15 protein-coding genes are annotated in these 15,765 nt (G+C 70.9%); 12 read left to right on the top strand and 3 right to left on the bottom strand.

What is annotated here, in order from left to right; all coding sequences use genetic code 11:
- Positions 1–85 precede the first annotated feature (85 nt).
- From AXA68_RS06330 to AXA68_RS06380, 11 genes are all read left to right on the top strand, one after another.
- A complete protein-coding gene (locus tag AXA68_RS06330; RefSeq protein WP_066414260.1) occupies positions 86–2,428 on the top strand; it encodes a PAS domain-containing protein in 2,343 nt (780 codons plus the stop codon).
- A 102-nt stretch (positions 2,429–2,530) separates the two neighbouring features.
- A complete protein-coding gene (locus tag AXA68_RS06335; protein WP_066414268.1) occupies positions 2,531–3,559 on the top strand; it encodes a PhzF family phenazine biosynthesis protein in 1,029 nt (342 codons plus the stop codon).
- A gap of 299 nt (positions 3,560–3,858) precedes the next feature.
- On the top strand, positions 3,859–4,053 hold the full coding sequence (locus AXA68_RS06340) for a DUF7333 family protein (protein ID WP_066414271.1): 195 nt from the start codon (positions 3,859–3,861) through the stop codon (positions 4,051–4,053).
- Between the two features lie 68 nt (positions 4,054–4,121).
- Entirely contained in the window at positions 4,122–5,072 is a 951-nt protein-coding gene (locus tag AXA68_RS06345; protein ID WP_066414273.1) for a calcium/sodium antiporter, read from the top strand.
- Positions 5,073–5,145: 73 nt separating this feature from the next.
- Complete coding sequence (locus tag AXA68_RS06350; protein ID WP_066414275.1) at positions 5,146–6,642, top strand: D-aminoacyl-tRNA deacylase; 1,497 nt, start codon at positions 5,146–5,148, stop codon at positions 6,640–6,642.
- A 115-nt stretch (positions 6,643–6,757) separates the two neighbouring features.
- On the top strand, positions 6,758–7,912 hold the full coding sequence (gene ftsZ, locus AXA68_RS06355) for a cell division protein FtsZ (protein ID WP_066414276.1): 1,155 nt from the start codon (positions 6,758–6,760) through the stop codon (positions 7,910–7,912).
- 93 nt (positions 7,913–8,005) lie between these two features.
- Complete coding sequence (locus AXA68_RS06360; protein WP_066414280.1) at positions 8,006–8,278, top strand: hypothetical protein; 273 nt, start codon at positions 8,006–8,008, stop codon at positions 8,276–8,278.
- Positions 8,279–8,342: 64 nt separating this feature from the next.
- Positions 8,343–8,519, top strand: coding sequence for a protein translocase SEC61 complex subunit gamma (locus tag AXA68_RS06365; protein ID WP_066414288.1), 177 nt, complete (start codon positions 8,343–8,345; stop codon positions 8,517–8,519).
- Positions 8,519–8,971: a transcription elongation factor Spt5 gene (locus AXA68_RS06370; RefSeq protein ID WP_066414290.1), complete on the top strand. Its 453-nt coding sequence runs from the start codon at positions 8,519–8,521 to the stop codon at positions 8,969–8,971. The genes AXA68_RS06365 and AXA68_RS06370 overlap by 1 nt, the downstream gene beginning before the upstream one ends.
- 76 nt (positions 8,972–9,047) lie before the next feature.
- A complete protein-coding gene (gene artA, locus AXA68_RS06375) occupies positions 9,048–10,010 on the top strand; it encodes an archaeosortase A (RefSeq protein WP_066414292.1) in 963 nt (320 codons plus the stop codon).
- 113 nt (positions 10,011–10,123) lie between these two features.
- Positions 10,124–11,413, top strand: coding sequence for an MgtC/SapB family protein (locus tag AXA68_RS06380; RefSeq protein WP_066414299.1), 1,290 nt, complete (start codon positions 10,124–10,126; stop codon positions 11,411–11,413).
- A 483-nt stretch (positions 11,414–11,896) separates the two neighbouring features.
- On the opposite strand, the gene AXA68_RS06385 is transcribed toward AXA68_RS06380, so the two are convergent.
- From AXA68_RS06385 to dph5, 3 genes are all read right to left on the bottom strand, one after another.
- Positions 11,897–12,271 carry a CBS domain-containing protein gene (locus AXA68_RS06385; RefSeq protein ID WP_066414301.1) on the bottom strand — a complete coding sequence of 125 codons (375 nt, stop codon included), beginning with the start codon at positions 12,269–12,271 and terminating at the stop codon, positions 11,897–11,899.
- A 65-nt stretch (positions 12,272–12,336) separates the two neighbouring features.
- Positions 12,337–12,720 carry a CBS domain-containing protein gene (locus AXA68_RS06390; RefSeq protein WP_066414302.1) on the bottom strand — a complete coding sequence of 128 codons (384 nt, stop codon included), beginning with the start codon at positions 12,718–12,720 and terminating at the stop codon, positions 12,337–12,339.
- Positions 12,721–12,828: 108 nt separating this feature from the next.
- Positions 12,829–13,626, bottom strand: coding sequence for a diphthine synthase (gene dph5 / locus AXA68_RS06395; protein WP_066414303.1), 798 nt, complete (start codon positions 13,624–13,626; stop codon positions 12,829–12,831).
- 242 nt (positions 13,627–13,868) lie between these two features.
- On the opposite strand from dph5, the gene AXA68_RS06400 reads away from it, so the two are divergent.
- Complete coding sequence (locus AXA68_RS06400; RefSeq protein ID WP_066414304.1) at positions 13,869–15,764, top strand: 2-oxoacid:acceptor oxidoreductase subunit alpha; 1,896 nt, start codon at positions 13,869–13,871, stop codon at positions 15,762–15,764.
- Position 15,765 lies beyond the last annotated feature (1 nt).

A 15,765-nucleotide genomic window follows, 5' to 3' on the forward strand; every position in this document is an offset into this window, starting at 1 on the left:
TCGCCCGGCGAGCCGCCGCCGGAGATCCGGCACGGACCGCCGGCTCCCCGCCACACACAAGTGATCCCGTCGAGAACGGGGGCTCGTGACAGAGCGTCCGGCCTCCGTACTCCTCGCGGACCCCCACGACGACTTCGCCGCGGCGCTCGAGTCGGCGCTGACCGACGCGGCGGGGGCGTTCGACCTCGAGCGCGTCGGCGACCTCGAGAGCGCCCGCGACGCGTTCGATCCGGCCCGGCACGGCTGCGTCGTCGCCGAGCGCGACCTCGGTTCGGGGACCGGGCTCGACCTGCTCGCCGCCGTCCGCGGGGTCGACCCCGCGGTCCCCGTGATCCTCGCCACCGCCGACGGCGACGAGGGGTTCGCGGCGTCCGCGGTCGACGCCGACGCGACCGGCTACGTGCGGAAGGCCGACCCGGACGCGCTCGCCGACCTCCGCGACCGGATCGTCCGGGCGACGAACGCCGACGCCGGAGCTGTCGAGGACCCGGAAAGCCGCGCCGGAGCCGTTGAGGGCCCGGAAGGCCGCGCCGAAGCCGCCGAGGACCCCACCGAAACGATGGAGCGGCTCCGGGCGTCCGCGGAGCGGCTGGAGACGATCCTCGAACACACGACGAACCTGGTGTTCATGAAGGACACCGACGACCGGTACCTCCTCGTCAACGACGCGTTCGCGTCGCTGGTCGGGAAGCCGCGCGAGGCGATCATCGGCTCGACGACCGCCGAGGTCCACGGCGGGGAGTTCGCGGACCGCTACCGCGCCAACGACGCGGCGGCCGTCGAGGCGGGCGAGCCCCGTCGGTTCGACGAGCGGTACCCCGCCCCCGACGGGGAGCGCCGGTTCGTCACGGTCCGCGTCCCGCTGTTCGACGAGGCGGGCGAGCCGTACGCCGTCTACGGGATCGCGACCGACGTCACCGCGGAGCTGAAACTCGCCGAGGAGCGCGCGGACCTGCTCGACCGGATGACCGACGCGTTCGTCGCGCTCGACGGCGACGACCGGATCACCTACCTCAACGCGCGGGCGGCCGCGCTCGCCGCCGGCGACCGCACTCGAGACGACCTCGTCGGCGAGGACGCCTGGGACGCCTTCCCCGGCGTGCTCGACACCGAGTTCGAGGCGGCATTCGAGCGCGCCCGCGAGACCGGGGAGTCGGCGACGGCGACCATCCACTACGAGCCGGCGGACCGGTTCTTCGAGACGCGGATCTACCCGTCCGACTCCGGCGTCTCGGTGTACTCCCGCGACGTCACGGAGGCGATGCTCGAGCGGCGCGAGCTCGAGCGGCGCGAGTCGGTCATGCACCGCCTCCACGAGGCCATCTCGGAGAAGGGCGCGACCTTCGAGGAGAAGGTCGGAGCGCTGCTCGCGCTCGGCAGGGACGTGCTCGGCGTCGAGTCGGGGCTGCTCTCGCAGGTCCACGGCGACCGCTACCGGGCGGTCGTCGTCGACGACGCCACCGGCGAGCTGGCCGAGGGCGACGTCGTCCCCCTGTCGGCGACGGTCTGCGAGCGGGTCGTCTCGACGGAGCGGTCCCTCCAGGTCGAGTCGGCGGCCGACGACCCCGCGTTCGCCGACCGCGACGGCGTCGTCGCGCTCGAGCTCAGCTGTTACGTGGGCGCGCCGGTCGTCGTCGACGACGAGGTGTACGGCACGTTCTGTTTTTACGACCGCGACGCCCGGTCGGAGCCGTTCTCGACGTGGGAGGTGACGCTCGTCGAGCTGATGGGTCGGTGGGTCAGCTACGAGCTGGAGCGCCGGGAGTCCCAACTCGAGGTCGCCCGCGAGCGCGACCGGCTCGAGCGGTTCGCGAGCGTGGTCTCACACGACCTGCGGAACCCGCTGTCGGTGGCGATCGGCAACCTCGAGTTGGCTCGCGAGACGGGCGACGAGGGGCGGCTCGACACCGCGTCGCGGGCGCTCGACCGGATGACGGAGCTGATCGAGGACGCGCTCTCGTTCGCCCGGATGGGCGAGCGCGTCGTCGACGCCGAGTCGGTGGACGTCGCGGCGGTCGCCGAGCGGGCGTGGGAGACGGTCGAGACCGCGGACGCGACCCTGCGGGTCGAGGATCCCGGCGAGGTCGTCGGCGACGCCTCGCGGCTCCGGACGCTGTTCGAGAACCTGTTTCGCAACGCGGTCGAGCACGGCGGCGCGGGCGTGACCGTCACGGTCGGCCGCAAGGGGACGACCCTGTTCGTCGCCGACGACGGCCCGGGGATCCCGGAGGCGGACCGCGAGGCGGTCTTCGAGGCCGGGTACTCCACCAACCCCGAGGGCACCGGCTTCGGGCTGGGCATCGTCTCGCAGATCGCGGCCGCACACGGGTGGACCGCGGCCGCGGCGGAGGCGGCGGGGGGCGGCGCGCGGATCGAGCTTCGCGGCGCCACGTCGGTCAACCCGGCCGAGTCGGTGACCCACGACTGACGCCGTGGGCGTCCGCCGTGCCCGTCCGTGAGCCGACCGTCCGGATCCGCGGTCCCGCCCGCTCCCCCGTGCGCTTTTTTACGGGCACGACGAGGAGAGAGCATGGAGACGCGACGCACCCTGCTCGTCGACGCGTTCACCGACGACCCTCTCGCCGGCAACGTCGCCGGCGTGGTCCCCGACGCCGCGGGCCTGAGCGACGACCGAATGTCCCGGATCGCGGCCGAACTCGGCGCGTCCGAGACCGCCTTTCTCACGCCAGTCGAAGGGGACGGCGGCGACGGGGACGGGGACGGGGACGAGGACGGGAACGGAGACGGGGACGACGCCGACAGGCACGGGGACGACGACGTCCAGTCCCGCCGCCGGATCCGGTATTTCACCCCCACCGACGAGGTCGACCTCTGCGGGCACGCCACGGTCGCCTCGTACGCCGCGCTGTTCGCGGACGGCGCGGTCGAGGCGGGCGAGCACCTCCTCCGGACGAACGTCGGCGACCTGACGATCAGGGTGACCGAGTCGGGCCGGATCTGGATGCGCCAGGAGCCGCCGACGGTCGAGACCGTCGATCCCGCCGATCTCGACGCCGACCGACTCGGGTCCGCGCTCGGGATCGACCCGGCCGCGCTGCGCGACGTGGGCGCGGACCTCCCCGTCGCCGTCGCCTCCACCGGCCTCCCGTTCCTCGTCGTCCCCGTCAACTTCCTCGAGCGGCTGGGCGAGGCCGACCCGGACATGCGCGCGGTCGAGGAGCTGTCGGCCGAGTTCGACGTCGCGGGCGTCTACGCGTTCACCTTCGACGCGCTCGAGGCCGACTCGACGCTCCACGGTCGGGCGTTCGCGCCCGCCCTCGGCGTCCCGGAGGACCCGGTAACGGGCACCGCGAGCGGCGCGGTCGGCGGCTACCTCCACGAGGTGGGGGCCTTCGAGGGCGACTTTCCGGAGGAGATCCGGTGTGAGCAGGGCCACTTCCTCGACCGCCCCGGCTACGTCCGGGTTCGGGTCGAGGAGGGCGAAGGGGGTGCGGAGGACGGCGACGTGACCGTCGCGGTCGGCGGCGACGCTGTCGTCTCGCTCGACGGGGAGCTTCGGATCCCCGAGGAGGACGACGACGAGATCATCGAGGCGTAGGTTCGAGTCGCTCGGTGGTACGTGGTTGCCGGCGCGGTGACCACCGCCAAAGTCCCGCCCGACCGCCCCGCAACCGCACCTCACGCCTCCCCAACCTCGCGACTCCCTCCGCTCCGCTTCGGTCGCCGCGTCCAGCGAGAATCGAAGATTCTCTGGCAGCCGGCGGCGGAGCCGCCGGCGACCTCGCGGGCTCCTCGCGGCCCCGGGCCGCTCGGAGGCGCGCCACCGTTCCGGACGACGGTCGCCGGCTCGTGAGTCATCGACCGAACCCTTACGTCCGCGAGTCCCGTAACGATCACATGGAGTTCGACCTCCCGCGTGCGGCCGGTCTCGTGGCGCTTCTGATCGCCCTCGGCGTCGCCGGGCTCGTCGGCGGCGGCATGATGCCGCTCTCGACGACGCTGATGATGGTCCTCCCGTCGATGGTCGTCTTCGGCGCGATCGTCTTCGTCGTCGGGATGAAACACGGCGAGTTCCGCGCGACCCGGACGTAGGGGTCGAGACCGCCGACGTCGTCGAGCCGTATCGCGTCGTTTTTGGGCGGCGGCGAGAACCGCGGAGCATGGTTCTCGGCTCGCCCGTCACCGAACTCGGCCTCCTCCTCGTCGGCATCGGCCTGCTGTACGCCGGCGCGGAGCTCCTGGTGGCGGGCGCCCGCGACCTCGCGCTCGCGGTGGGGCTGAAGGCCTCGACGGTCGGCGTGACCGTCGTCGCGTTCGCGACGACCACGCCGGAGCTGTTCGTGTCGGTCCTCGGCGCGCTCACCGTCTCGACCGACATCGGGCTGGGCGCGATCGTCGGGTCGAACGTCGCCAACATCGGGCTCGTGTTGGGCGTCTCCGCGCTGATCCGCCCGCTCGGCGTCTCCGAGACGGTGTTCCGTCGAGACGTGCCGTTCATGGTCCTCGCCGCGCTGCTGCTCGTCGCACTGGGGTGGAACGGTCGGATCGGGCCCCTCGAGGGTGCCGTCCTCCTCGCGGCGCTCGTCGCGTTCACCCTGGTGGTGTTGCGTCGCGTCCGGCGGACCCAGGCGGGGATCTCCGACGCGGAACGCGACGGGATGCCGGACGCGGAGGCGCGGGACGTCCTCGCCGTGGTCGCCGGGATCGCCGCGCTCGTCCTCGGCTCGCGCTGGCTGATCGACGGCGGCCGCGACCTGCTCGCCGCGGCCGGCTTCTCGGACCTCTTCATCGGCCTCACCGTGCTCGCGGTGGGCACCTCGCTGCCCGAACTCGCCGCGAGCGTCGTCGCCGCCGCGCGCGACGAGGCGAGCTTCAGCGTCGGCAACGTCGTCGGCTCGAACATCTACAACGTCCTGGCCGTGATCGGCCTGCTCGCGTTCGTCTCCCCGATCGACGTGAGCCCCGGCGTTCGGGCGTTCGAGTTCCCGGCGCTCCTCGCGTTCACGCTGCTCGTCGTCGGCCTGATGTACCGCGGCGACCGGCTCACCCGCGTCGACGGCGCGGTCCTCGTGGCCGCGTACGCTGGGTTCGTCTACCTGCTGTTGCCGTGAGATCCGTCGCCGCCGCGGATCCGCACCGACCGGAACCGACGGCTATTCGGTCGACGGCGACCCAGCCGGAGTCGTGATAGCGATCGTCGTCAGCCGGGCCGACAGCGCCTCCGTACACGTCGGCGAGCGGCTGCTCGAGGTCGGCGACTGGACGAGCCGCGAGGACGGGAGCCGCCCGGACGCCGCGGGCGGGGGAACCTACTACCGGACCGAGGGGTTCGAGCTCCGCGAGTTCGCCGACCTCCACATCGAGCTGTCGAACCCCGCGGCCGCCTTCGGCCGCGGGGACGGCGGGGGAGACGGCAGGGCCGAGGTCGACCGGGAGGACGGGATCGACGAGAACGACCGGGAGGACGGGAGCGACGAGCCGCGCGGGGGCGATCCTGATCTCCTCGTGTTCGTCTCGCGGCACTCGGGAAACACCGGGCCGCTCCTCACCGCCCACGTCACCGGCAACTTCGGGCCGGCGGAGTACGGCGGGGAGCCGCGGACGCTCGCGCGGGCCGCGCCCGGCGCGGTCGACCGCGTCGTCGACGCGATGGCGACCCACGCCCCGGAGGGGTACGACGTGGGCATCGAGTGTACCCACCACGGCCCGACCGACACCGCGGTCCCGTCGCTGTTCGCCGAGCTCGGCTCCGACGAGTCCGAGTGGAGCGACCCCGATGGTGCCCGCGCGGTCGCGAGGGCCGTCCTCGCGCTCCGGGGGACAGGCCCGAACCGGACCGGACCCGACGGTCGGAACCGCCACGTCGTCGGCTTCGGCGGCGGCCACTACGCCCCGCGGTTCACCCGCATCGTCCGCGAGACGGAGTGGGCGGTCGGGCACGTCGGGGCCGACTGGGCGCTCGGCGAGATGGGCGCGCCGGACGCGAACCGCGACGTGATCGAGGCGGCGTTCGAGCGGAGCCGCGCCGACCACGCCGTGATCGAGGGCGACCGCCCCACGCTCGCCGACGCGATCCGGGGCCTCGGCCACCGGGTCGTGAGCGAGACGTGGGTGCGCGAGGTCGGCGACCGCCCGCTCGACCTCGTCGACCACCTGGAGGCAGCGATCGAGTCGGTCGACGAGGGACTCCGGTTCGGGTCGGTCGTTCCCGAGGACGACGCGATCGACCGCGACGATGAGGACATTCCCGCCGACCCCGCGGACACGGTGGTCGTCCGGGAGCTACCGGCCGACCTGCTGGCGCGGGCACAGGGGGTCGACGCCGCGGCTGCGCGCGCTGCCGTCGAGGTGAACGCGGTCGCGTTCGGGACCGAACAGGCGGGAACGCGCGCGGCCGGGAAGGCCGCCTTCGCGGCCGACGGGGCGAGCCCCGGCCACGCGGACCTCGTCGCCGACCTCGCGGCCGTCCTCGAGGCCGGCTACGAGGAGGTCGTCGTCGAGGGGGACGCCGTCGTCGCCCGCGAGACCGCCTTCGACCCGGCGCTGGCGGCCGATCTGGGCGTGCCGGAGGGTCCGGCGTTCGGTCGGCTCGCGTCCGGCGAGCCGGTCGAGGTCGACGGCGAGACGATCGATCCGGAGGCGGTCTCGACGCGCTCGGAGGAGCGGTTCCCGATCGAGTGAGCGGTTACCGGCGTGAACGGCCCCTTCGAACCGACTGCGGGGGCCTCCCGGCGTCTGACGCGAGTCGGACGATCGGGCAAGAATAAATACGTCGGGGTCGCAACGGCACCATATAATGGACTCCATCGTTGAGGACGCCATCGACGAAGCCGAGGAATCCCCGGCGGACGGCTCCGGGGGTCCCGGCGACCCCGCACAGGACGGACACGCCGGCGCGGCCCCCCAGACCGGCACCATGACCGACGACGAGCTGGAGGACGTTCTCCAGGACCTCCAGACCAACATCACCGTCGTCGGCTGCGGCGGCGCGGGCGGCAACACGGTCAACCGGATGACCGAGGAGGGGATCCACGGCGCGAAGCTCGTCGCGGCCAACACCGACGTCCAACACCTCGTCAACATCGAGGCCGACACCAAGATCCTGATGGGCCAACAGAAGACGCAGGGTCGCGGCGCGGGCTCGCTCCCGCAGGTCGGCGAGGAGGCCGCCATCGAGTCCCAAGAGGAGATCTCCGACGCCATCGACGGCTCCGACATGGTGTTCGTCACCGCCGGGCTCGGCGGGGGAACCGGAACGGGCTCCGCCCCGGTCGTCGCGAAGGCCGCCCGCGACTCCGGCGCGCTCACCATCGCCATCGTCACGACCCCGTTCACCGCCGAGGGCGAGGTGCGACGGACGAACGCGGAGGCCGGCCTCGAGCGCCTCCGCGACGTGAGCGACACCGTGATCGTCGTCCCCAACGATCGCCTGCTCGACGCGGTCGGGAAGCTCCCGGTCCGGCAGGCGTTCAAGGTGTCCGACGAGGTGCTGATGCGCTCGGTGAAGGGGATCACGGAGCTGATCACCAAACCCGGCCTCGTCAACCTCGACTTCGCCGACGTCCGCACCGTGATGGAGAAGGGCGGCGTCGCGATGATCGGGCTCGGCGAGTCCGACTCCGAGTCGAAGGCGCAGGACTCGGTGAAATCGGCGCTCCGCTCGCCGCTGCTCGACGTCGACATCTCCGGAGCGAACTCCGCGCTCGTGAACGTCACCGGCGGACAGGACATGTCCATCGAGGAGGCCGAGGGCGTCGTCGAGGAGATCTACGACCGGATCGACCCCGACGCCCGGATCATCTGGGGGACCTCCGTCGACGAGGACCTCGAGGGCGAGATGCGGACGATGATCGTCGTCACGGGCGTCGAGTCGCCGCAGATCTACGGCCAGAACGACGGCGACGCCGAACAGGTCGCCGCCGAGATGGAGGACATCGACTACGTCGAGTGACCGGTCGGCCGTAGGATCGCGGCTGCTCTCACCCCCCGCGGAACCGTATCGCCCCCCGTCTCGCCGGACCGTACCGCTCCCCGCCCTCACACGATGTCACGCCCGTCCCTCCTCGGCGATTCCGACGACTCCCCGTCCGTCGACGAGCCGCGGCTGGAGACGGACCGCGGCCTGCCGGGGTTCGTCGACGCCTCGCTTCTCGCGTTCGTCGCGACCCTCCTCGCGCTCGTCGTTCTCGGCGCGGTGACCGGCGACCCGGTCACCTGGAACGACGCGCCAGGGGCCCTCTCGAACGCCCTGACGGCGGCCGGCGTCGTCGGCGGGGTTCGGTGGGTCGCGGAGCGAGGAGACGGCGAGCGTGGGTGAGGTCGGTCGCCCGGCGGCTCGCATCAAAAGGTAAAAACCGTCCCGTCACGAACTCGCTCGTAACATGGACGTCCCGTACGACCTCAACAGCTATATCCGCGTGTTGAAGCTGGCGAGCACGCCGAGCACCGACGAGTTCCTCCAGGTGTCGAAGATCGCCGGTGCCGGGATCCTGCTCATCGGCTTCCTCGGCTTCCTGATGTTCGCGATCATGAGCCTCCTGCCGGGGGTCGGCGCGTAATGCCGATCTTCTCGGTCAAGACGACCGCCCGCCAGGAGCGGACCGTCGCGGACATGCTCGCCGAAAAGGAGATGCCGGAGATCCAGGCCGTCATCGCCCCCGACCAGCTCACGAGCTACGTGATGGTCGAGGCCTCGGACGGCAGCGTCTTCGCCCGGATCCTCGACGAGATCCCGCACGCCCGCGGCGTCATCCAGGGCTCCGACGGCCCCGCCGAGAGCCCCTTCTCGGAGGTCGAACACTTCCTCTCGCCGACCCCCGACGTGGAGGGGATCGCCGAGGGCGACATCGTCGAACTCATCGCCGGCCCGTTCAAGGGCGAGAAGGCCCGCGTCCAGCGCATCGACGAGGGGAAAGACCAGGTGACCGTCGAGCTGTACGAGGCGACCGTCCCCATCCCGGTCACGGTCCGCGGCGACCAGATCCGCGTGCTCGACAGCGAGGAGCGATAGCTCGGCACACCGGCGGCGTAACGCGGATCGCCGACAACGACAAGGGCTTTATTCGACGACCTCCGACCCTCTCTACATGTTCGGTTCCGGCGTCCCCGCGATACTGAGCGTGGTCCCCGACACGTTCACGTTCGCGTGGATCGTCGCGATCCTCTTCGCGGCCGCCTGGCTGCTCGACGCCCGCGGGTACGCGGCGGGACGGGCGCTCGCGGCGGGCACGTGGGGACTGTTCGGGCTGTTCTGGTTGACGACGGTGCCGTACTTCGCGTTCGAACACCAGAGCTACGTCGAGTCGATCCTCGCGCTCGTCGGCGTCCCCGCCTGTCTCTACGTCGGCTACCTGCTGTACGACGGGCGGGCGTCGCTCTTCACGCTCACCCGGGCGGTCTCGATCATGCTGTTCATCTACCTGCCGTTCGAGACGATCCCGGCGTTCACGCTCGCCGGCGTGGCGGTCCCGGAGCCCCGGCGGATCCTCATCGAGATCGTCGCGAACCACACCGGCGCGATGATCGACCTCCTCGGGTACGCCCCCGAGCGCGTGACGAGCTACGAGGGGTACGACGCCGCCTTCGGGTGGACGCTCGCGGACGGCCACCGCATGCGGATCAACGTCGTGTTGGCGTGTACGGGCCTCGGCAGCATGGCGATCTTCGGCGGGCTCGTCGCCGCCGTGGAGGGGCCGCTCGACCGGAAGATCCGGGCGCTCGTGGTCTCCATCCCGCTCATCTACGTGCTCAACATCCTCCGGACGACGTTCATCACGATCGTCGCCGGCAACCAGTACATGCAGTGGCAGCCGGAGCTGGTGTTGGCGATGTTCGGCGCGAGCAACCCCTATCGCGTCTCGTTTCTGGTCTCCGACCGGATCATCAGCCAGCTGCTCGCGGTCGTCGCGCTGATCGGGATCACCTACCTCGTCGCCAGACAGCTCCCGGAGCTCGTCGTCATCCTCGAGGACGTGCTCTACGTGCTCACCGGCGAGGAACACGACCTCACGGAGGCGCTCGACCTCCCGCGGGAGCCGACGAACCGGTGACCCCGGAGGTGACGAGGGATGCGACCCGCTCGCGATGATTTCGGCGATTTCGACGGTTTCGGCGATTTCGGCGATCTCGGCGATTCCGACGGTTTCGACCGGGGTGACCGGCCGTGACGGGCGGCGCGGTCGCCTCGACCCTCGCCACGGTCGCCTCGACCGTCGGCGTCGACCCCCTGATCTACCTGGAGACGAACGTCGCCAAGCTGGTGTTGGCGACGCTCCTGGGGATGTTCCTCGGACTCGAACGGGAGTGGTCACAGAAGTCGGCGGGGATCCGGACGTTCGCGCTCGTCAGCCTCGTCGCGGCGGTGTTCTCGGTCGCCGACGAGCCAGGACTGCTCGTCGTCGGCGGCGCGTTGATCGTCGCCAGCGCGGTGCTTCTGGCGGTCCGGAGCTTCGTCGAGCCGGACGTCGACGGCCTCTCGCTCACCACCTCCGTCTCGATGCTCGTCGCCTACGGGGTCGGCGTGCTCGTCGCGGCGAGCCTCTTCTTAGAGGCGGTGACGGTGGCGGTGCTCTCCTCGTTCCTGCTCGTGTTGAAACGCGAGCTCCACCAGTTCGCGTGGGAGCTCTCCCGCGAGGAGGTGCGCAGCGCCGTCGAGTTCACCATCCTCGCGTTCGTCGTCTTCCCGATCCTCCCCGCCGAGACGGTCGACCCGTGGGGGGCGGTCCAGCCGCGGCTGGTCTGGTCGCTCGTCGTCGCGATAAGCGCGATCGGCTTCGTCAACTACGTGCTCGTCAAGAGGTACCAGGGCCGCGGCTACGCCGTCACGGGCTTTTTCGGCGGGCTCGTGAACTCCACCGCGGTCGTCGCCGAGATGGCCAAACGCGCCGCCGGGCGGACGGACCTGCTCGACATCGCCGTCGGCTCGATCCTGCTCGCGAACGCGGCGATGGCGCTGCGGAACGCGGCGCTCGTCGTCGTCTTCGTCCCCGAGGCGGCGCTCGCCGTCGGCGCGCCCCTCGGCGCGATCACGGTCGCGGGGGTCGCGCTCGCGCTCTGGCGGAGCGACTGGCGGACCGGCGTGGAGGCGGAGCTCACCTCCCCGTTCAGCATGCGGAACGCGCTCTCCTTCGGCGGGCTGTTCCTCCTCGTGCTGCTCGTCTCCGCCGGGGCCGAGCGGGCGTTCGGCGCGACCGGCTTCGTCGCCACCGCCTTCCTCGCGGGGCTCGTCTCCTCGGGAACGGCGACGACGACCGCGGTCTCGCTCCTGGGCACCGGGCAGGTCACGGTCGACACCGCGGTCGCGGGGATCGTCGCCGGCACGGTCTCGAGCATCCTCGTGAAGACCGCCTTCGCCGCGAGCGTCGGTCGCGACCTCGTCCGCCCGGTGTTGATCTGGAACCTCGTGCTCATCGCCGTCGGGCTGGCGGTCGGCGTGCCGCTGCTGCTGTTTTGAGCGGAGCGAGGCGGAAGGGGTTCGGTCGAACCCACTTTCGTACGCTCGTTGCGCCACGAGACGGTCGCTAGAATTCGGTTGCTAGTAGAGTGGGTGTTACAGGTGGTCTTACTCTGACAGAAACGCGACCGTTGCTGGCGCGGTGAACACCGCCAAAGCCCCAGTCGCGAGGGCTCGGAGGCCTTGCTGTGCTCCTCGCTCGCTTCGCTCGCTGCGGTGCTTACGTCGCCGAGCGTCGCCCTCGCGACTGCCCCTTTGAGTCCCCCCGCTCCCCACAGCCCCGCACCTCACACCTCCCCAGCCTCGCGGCTCGCTCCGCTCGCCGCGTCCCTCGCGTTCCGGTCGCGGGCCTCCGGCCCGCTCCCGGGCGCGCCACCGCTCCGGCGGTCGCTCGTTGCTTCGACTTTACTGACCGAACCGCGAGGGGAACCGACGCCGCTGGCGTGTTCGAAGCGGGCGGAACCGGGCATCGCGCCCTCGCTTTTACGAGAGGTGCGCGGTCACGTCGGTCGAGGAGATCATCCCGACGTAGTCGTCGTCGACCACCGGGAGGTGTTTCACGCCGTACATCGTCATCATGGCGGCGACCTCCTCCATCAGCAGGTCCGGGGTGACGGTCTCGACGTCCTCCGTCATGACGTCGCGGACGAGCGTCTCCTCCGTGTCGAGCCCGTCGGCGACCGCGCCGACGATGTCGCTCTGGGTGACGATACAGCCGCTGCCGGCGGTGACGACGAGCGCGCTGATGTCCTTCTCGCGCATGCGACGGGCGGCGTCGCGGATCGGCTCGTCGCCGCCGATCGTCTCCAGCGGCGTCGACATGACCTCGCTGACTCGGGTGCGATCGTGTAAGTCCATACCACACCTCGTCCGTGGGACGTGTTGGGTCTTCCGGATGGCGCAAGGGGGCGCTCCTCGGAAGACTACCGGCCGGCGAGGTGTTTCGTGAGGTCGGTCGTCGACAGCATTCCGACGACGACGCCGTCCTCGTCGGTCACCGGGAGGTGGCTGTACTCGCCGTCCGCGAGGTCGGCGAGCGCCTCGACCGAGTCGTCCTCGGACGCGGTGACGACGTCGGCGGTCATACACTCGCCGACGAGCGTCTCGTCGTGCGGGTCGTTCTCGCGGACGAGCCGAACGAAGTCCCACCCGGTGAGCAGTCCCTCGAGACGGCCGGCCTCGTCGACGACGAGGATCGAGTTCACGCCCGTCTCCAGCATTCGTTCGGCCGCCTCCGCCGCGGTGGCGTCGGCGGCGACCGTCACGAGCTCCGTCGACATGAGCCGACCGACGGGTACGTCAGTCATGTTCCACGTCGACGAGGGCCACCATCATTAATCGTGAGGGTCGGCGGGCCGTTCCGGCTCACTCCTCGGGAGGACTCATTCCTCGGGGGACTTACTCCTCGGGAGGATTTACTCCTCGAGGATCGACTCGGGCGCGCCGGCCAGCCCGACGAGCGCCTCCGCCTCGACGTGGTGGAGGTCGCCGGGGATCACGAGCAGGTGGAGCGGGTCGCCGAACTCGCGGCCGGCGAGCGCCGAGAGCCGGTCCGCGGCGACGACCGCGTCCGGCGAGCCGGCGCGAGCGACCACGACCGCGAGCGCGTCGCGCCAGCCGTCCGCGAGCAGGCCCGCGGCGTAGTCGGCGGTCATGTACTCCTCGTGGTCGGGGTCGGGGCCCGACGGGCCGGTGCCGACCTTGATGTCGAGGTAGACGACGGTGTGGAGCCCGCGCTCGCGGTTCGCCTCGATCGTCTCGCGTACGCTTCCCGGCACGTCGTCGCCGCCGTGGGCGTACGGGAACGGGAGCGTCACGGCCTTTCCGAAGCGGTAGTTCTGGAGCCCGGTGAGACTCGAGGCGGCCGACTGGGCGGTGACGCCGTGGACCACTCGCGTCTCGATCCCCCGTTCTTCGGCCCGGAGGCGGAGGTCCGTGTGCGTCGTCGAGATCATGGTGTCGCCGGCGGTGAGGAAGGCGGCGTCGCCGTCTTCCGCGGCCGCGAGGATCGGCTCCGGGTCGCGCTCGACACCCTCCCGGTCGCGCACCTCGATCTCGACGCCGTGGGCCGCCTCGAGGTCCGCGATGTCCGCGCCGACCAGCCGGCTGGTGTAGAACTCCGCGAAGACGCGGTCCGCCGACCGGAGCGCCTCGCGCCCCTCGACGGTGATCGAGCGCTCGTCGTAGAGGCCGAGGCCGATGAACGTGAGCATACCGCCGTTCGGCGGAGGACGGTCTAAAAGGGCGCGGACCGCCGCCGCCCGGCCGCCGAACGCGAGCGCCTCCGGCTCGACGCTCGGGCTCCACGCCGGATCCCGGAACCCCCGTACGCGCCGACGTGGGGCCCTCGCTCCGGGGATCGTTCATGATCGTTTCATGTGAATCCATAGCAAACCCTAAGAGGTGACCGACACAACGTCTGGCTACTGGGCCTTACCGGGCCAAGATCCACGATATGACTGATCAAGAACTCATCTGGCGGATATCGGGAGGATCCGGCGACGGGATCGCTTCCACCAGCCAGAACTTCGCGAAGGCCCTGATGCGATCGGGGCTGAACGTGTTCACACACCGGCACTATCCGTCCCGGATCCGTGGGGGCCACACGTACACGGAGATCCGCGCGTCGGCGGACCCGGTACGCTCCCGCGGCGACGGCTACAACTTCCTGTTGGCGCTCGGCGACTCCTTCGCCCGAAACCCGCAGGAGGGTGCCGTCTACGGGAACGAGGAGATCAAGCCGCTCTCGGAGAACCTCGACGAGCTCCGCGAGGGCGGCGTCATCGTCTACGACGAGGGCCTCCTCGACCCCTCCGAGATCCCGAACTTCGACGAGCGCGTCGAGGAGAACGACTGGCACGTCTTCCCGCTCGACCTCCGCGGGCTCGCCCGCGACATGGGCCGGGAAGTGATGCGTAACACCGCCGGCGTCGGCGCGACCTGCGCGCTGATCGGCATGGACCTCGAGCACGTCGAGGACCTGATGCGCGACGCGATGCCCGAGAAGATCCTCGACCCCAACCTCGAGATCCTCGAGACCGCCTACGACCAGGTCCGCGAGGAGTACGACGTCGAGGAGGTCGGGGTCTCGGTCCCGACCGGCGAACACGAGGAGACGCAGCTCCTCATGTCCGGGTCCGACGCCATCTCGTACGGCGCGATCGACGAGGGGTGCCGCTTCATCGCGGGCTACCCCATGACGCCGTGGACGGAAGTGTTCACGATCATGACCCAGAACCTGCCCGAGCTGGGCGGGATCTCGGAGCAGGTCGAAGACGAGATCGCGGCGGCGGCGCTGGCCGTGGGAGCCTCCCACGCCGGCGTCAAGGCGATGTCCGGATCCTCGGGCGGCGGCTTCGCGCTGATGTCCGAGCCGCTCGGGCTCGCGGAGATGACGGAGACGCCGGTCGTCCTGGTGGAGGCGATGCGCGCCGGCCCCTCGACCGGGATGCCGACGAAGCCGGAGCAGTCCGACCTCGAGCACGTCCTGTACACCTCCCAGGGCGACTCCCAGCGGGTCGTCTTAGCCCCCGGCACGGTCGAGGAGGCGTACGAGCAGTCGCGGCTCGCCTTCCGGCTCGCCTACGAGTACCAGATCCCGACGATCCTCCTGTACGACCAGAAGCTCGGCGGGGAGCTCGTGAGCGTCCCCAAGAGCCACTTCGACCGCGAGCCGAACCCGACGCTCGGCAAGACGCTCACGGAGGAGGAGCTCGCCGAACAGCCCCACTCGGCCGACGGGAAGTTCCACCGCTTCCAACACGACGCCGAGGACGGCGTCACCCCCCGATCCATCCCCGGCCAGAAGGGCGGTCGCTTCCTCGCGACGGGCAACGAGCACGACCCGACGGGCCACATCAGCGAGTCGCCCGACAACCGGGTCGCACAGATCGACCGCCGGACGCAGAAGCTCGAGGCGATCCGCGCGGACCTGGACACCGTGGACACGAGCTCGTACGCTGGCCCCGCCGACGCCGAGTACGGGATCCTCACGTTCGGGAGCCAGCAGGGGACCGTCGAGGAGGCCGTCGACCGGCTCAACGACGCCGGCGTCTCGGTGAAGTCGCTCGGCGTCTCCGACATGCTCCCGTTCCCGACCGAGGAGGTCGAGGCGTTCGTCGAGAGCGTCGACGAGGTCCTCGTGGTCGAGATGACCGCCTCCGGGCAGTTCCGCGGGCTCGTCCAGAAGAACCTCGGCCGGTACGGCGAGAAGCTGTCGAGCCTCCTGAAGTACAACGGCAACCCGTTCGAGCCGGCCGAGGTCGTCGACGGCTTCGAGGCGGCGATCGTCGAGGGCGACGGCGACGCGTCCGGCCATCAGACCACCTTCGTCCCAGCAGCAGGTGATTAAC

It is taken from the genome of Halorubrum aethiopicum (assembly GCF_001542905.1).
GTDB classification, from domain to species: domain Archaea; phylum Halobacteriota; class Halobacteria; order Halobacteriales; family Haloferacaceae; genus Halorubrum; species Halorubrum aethiopicum.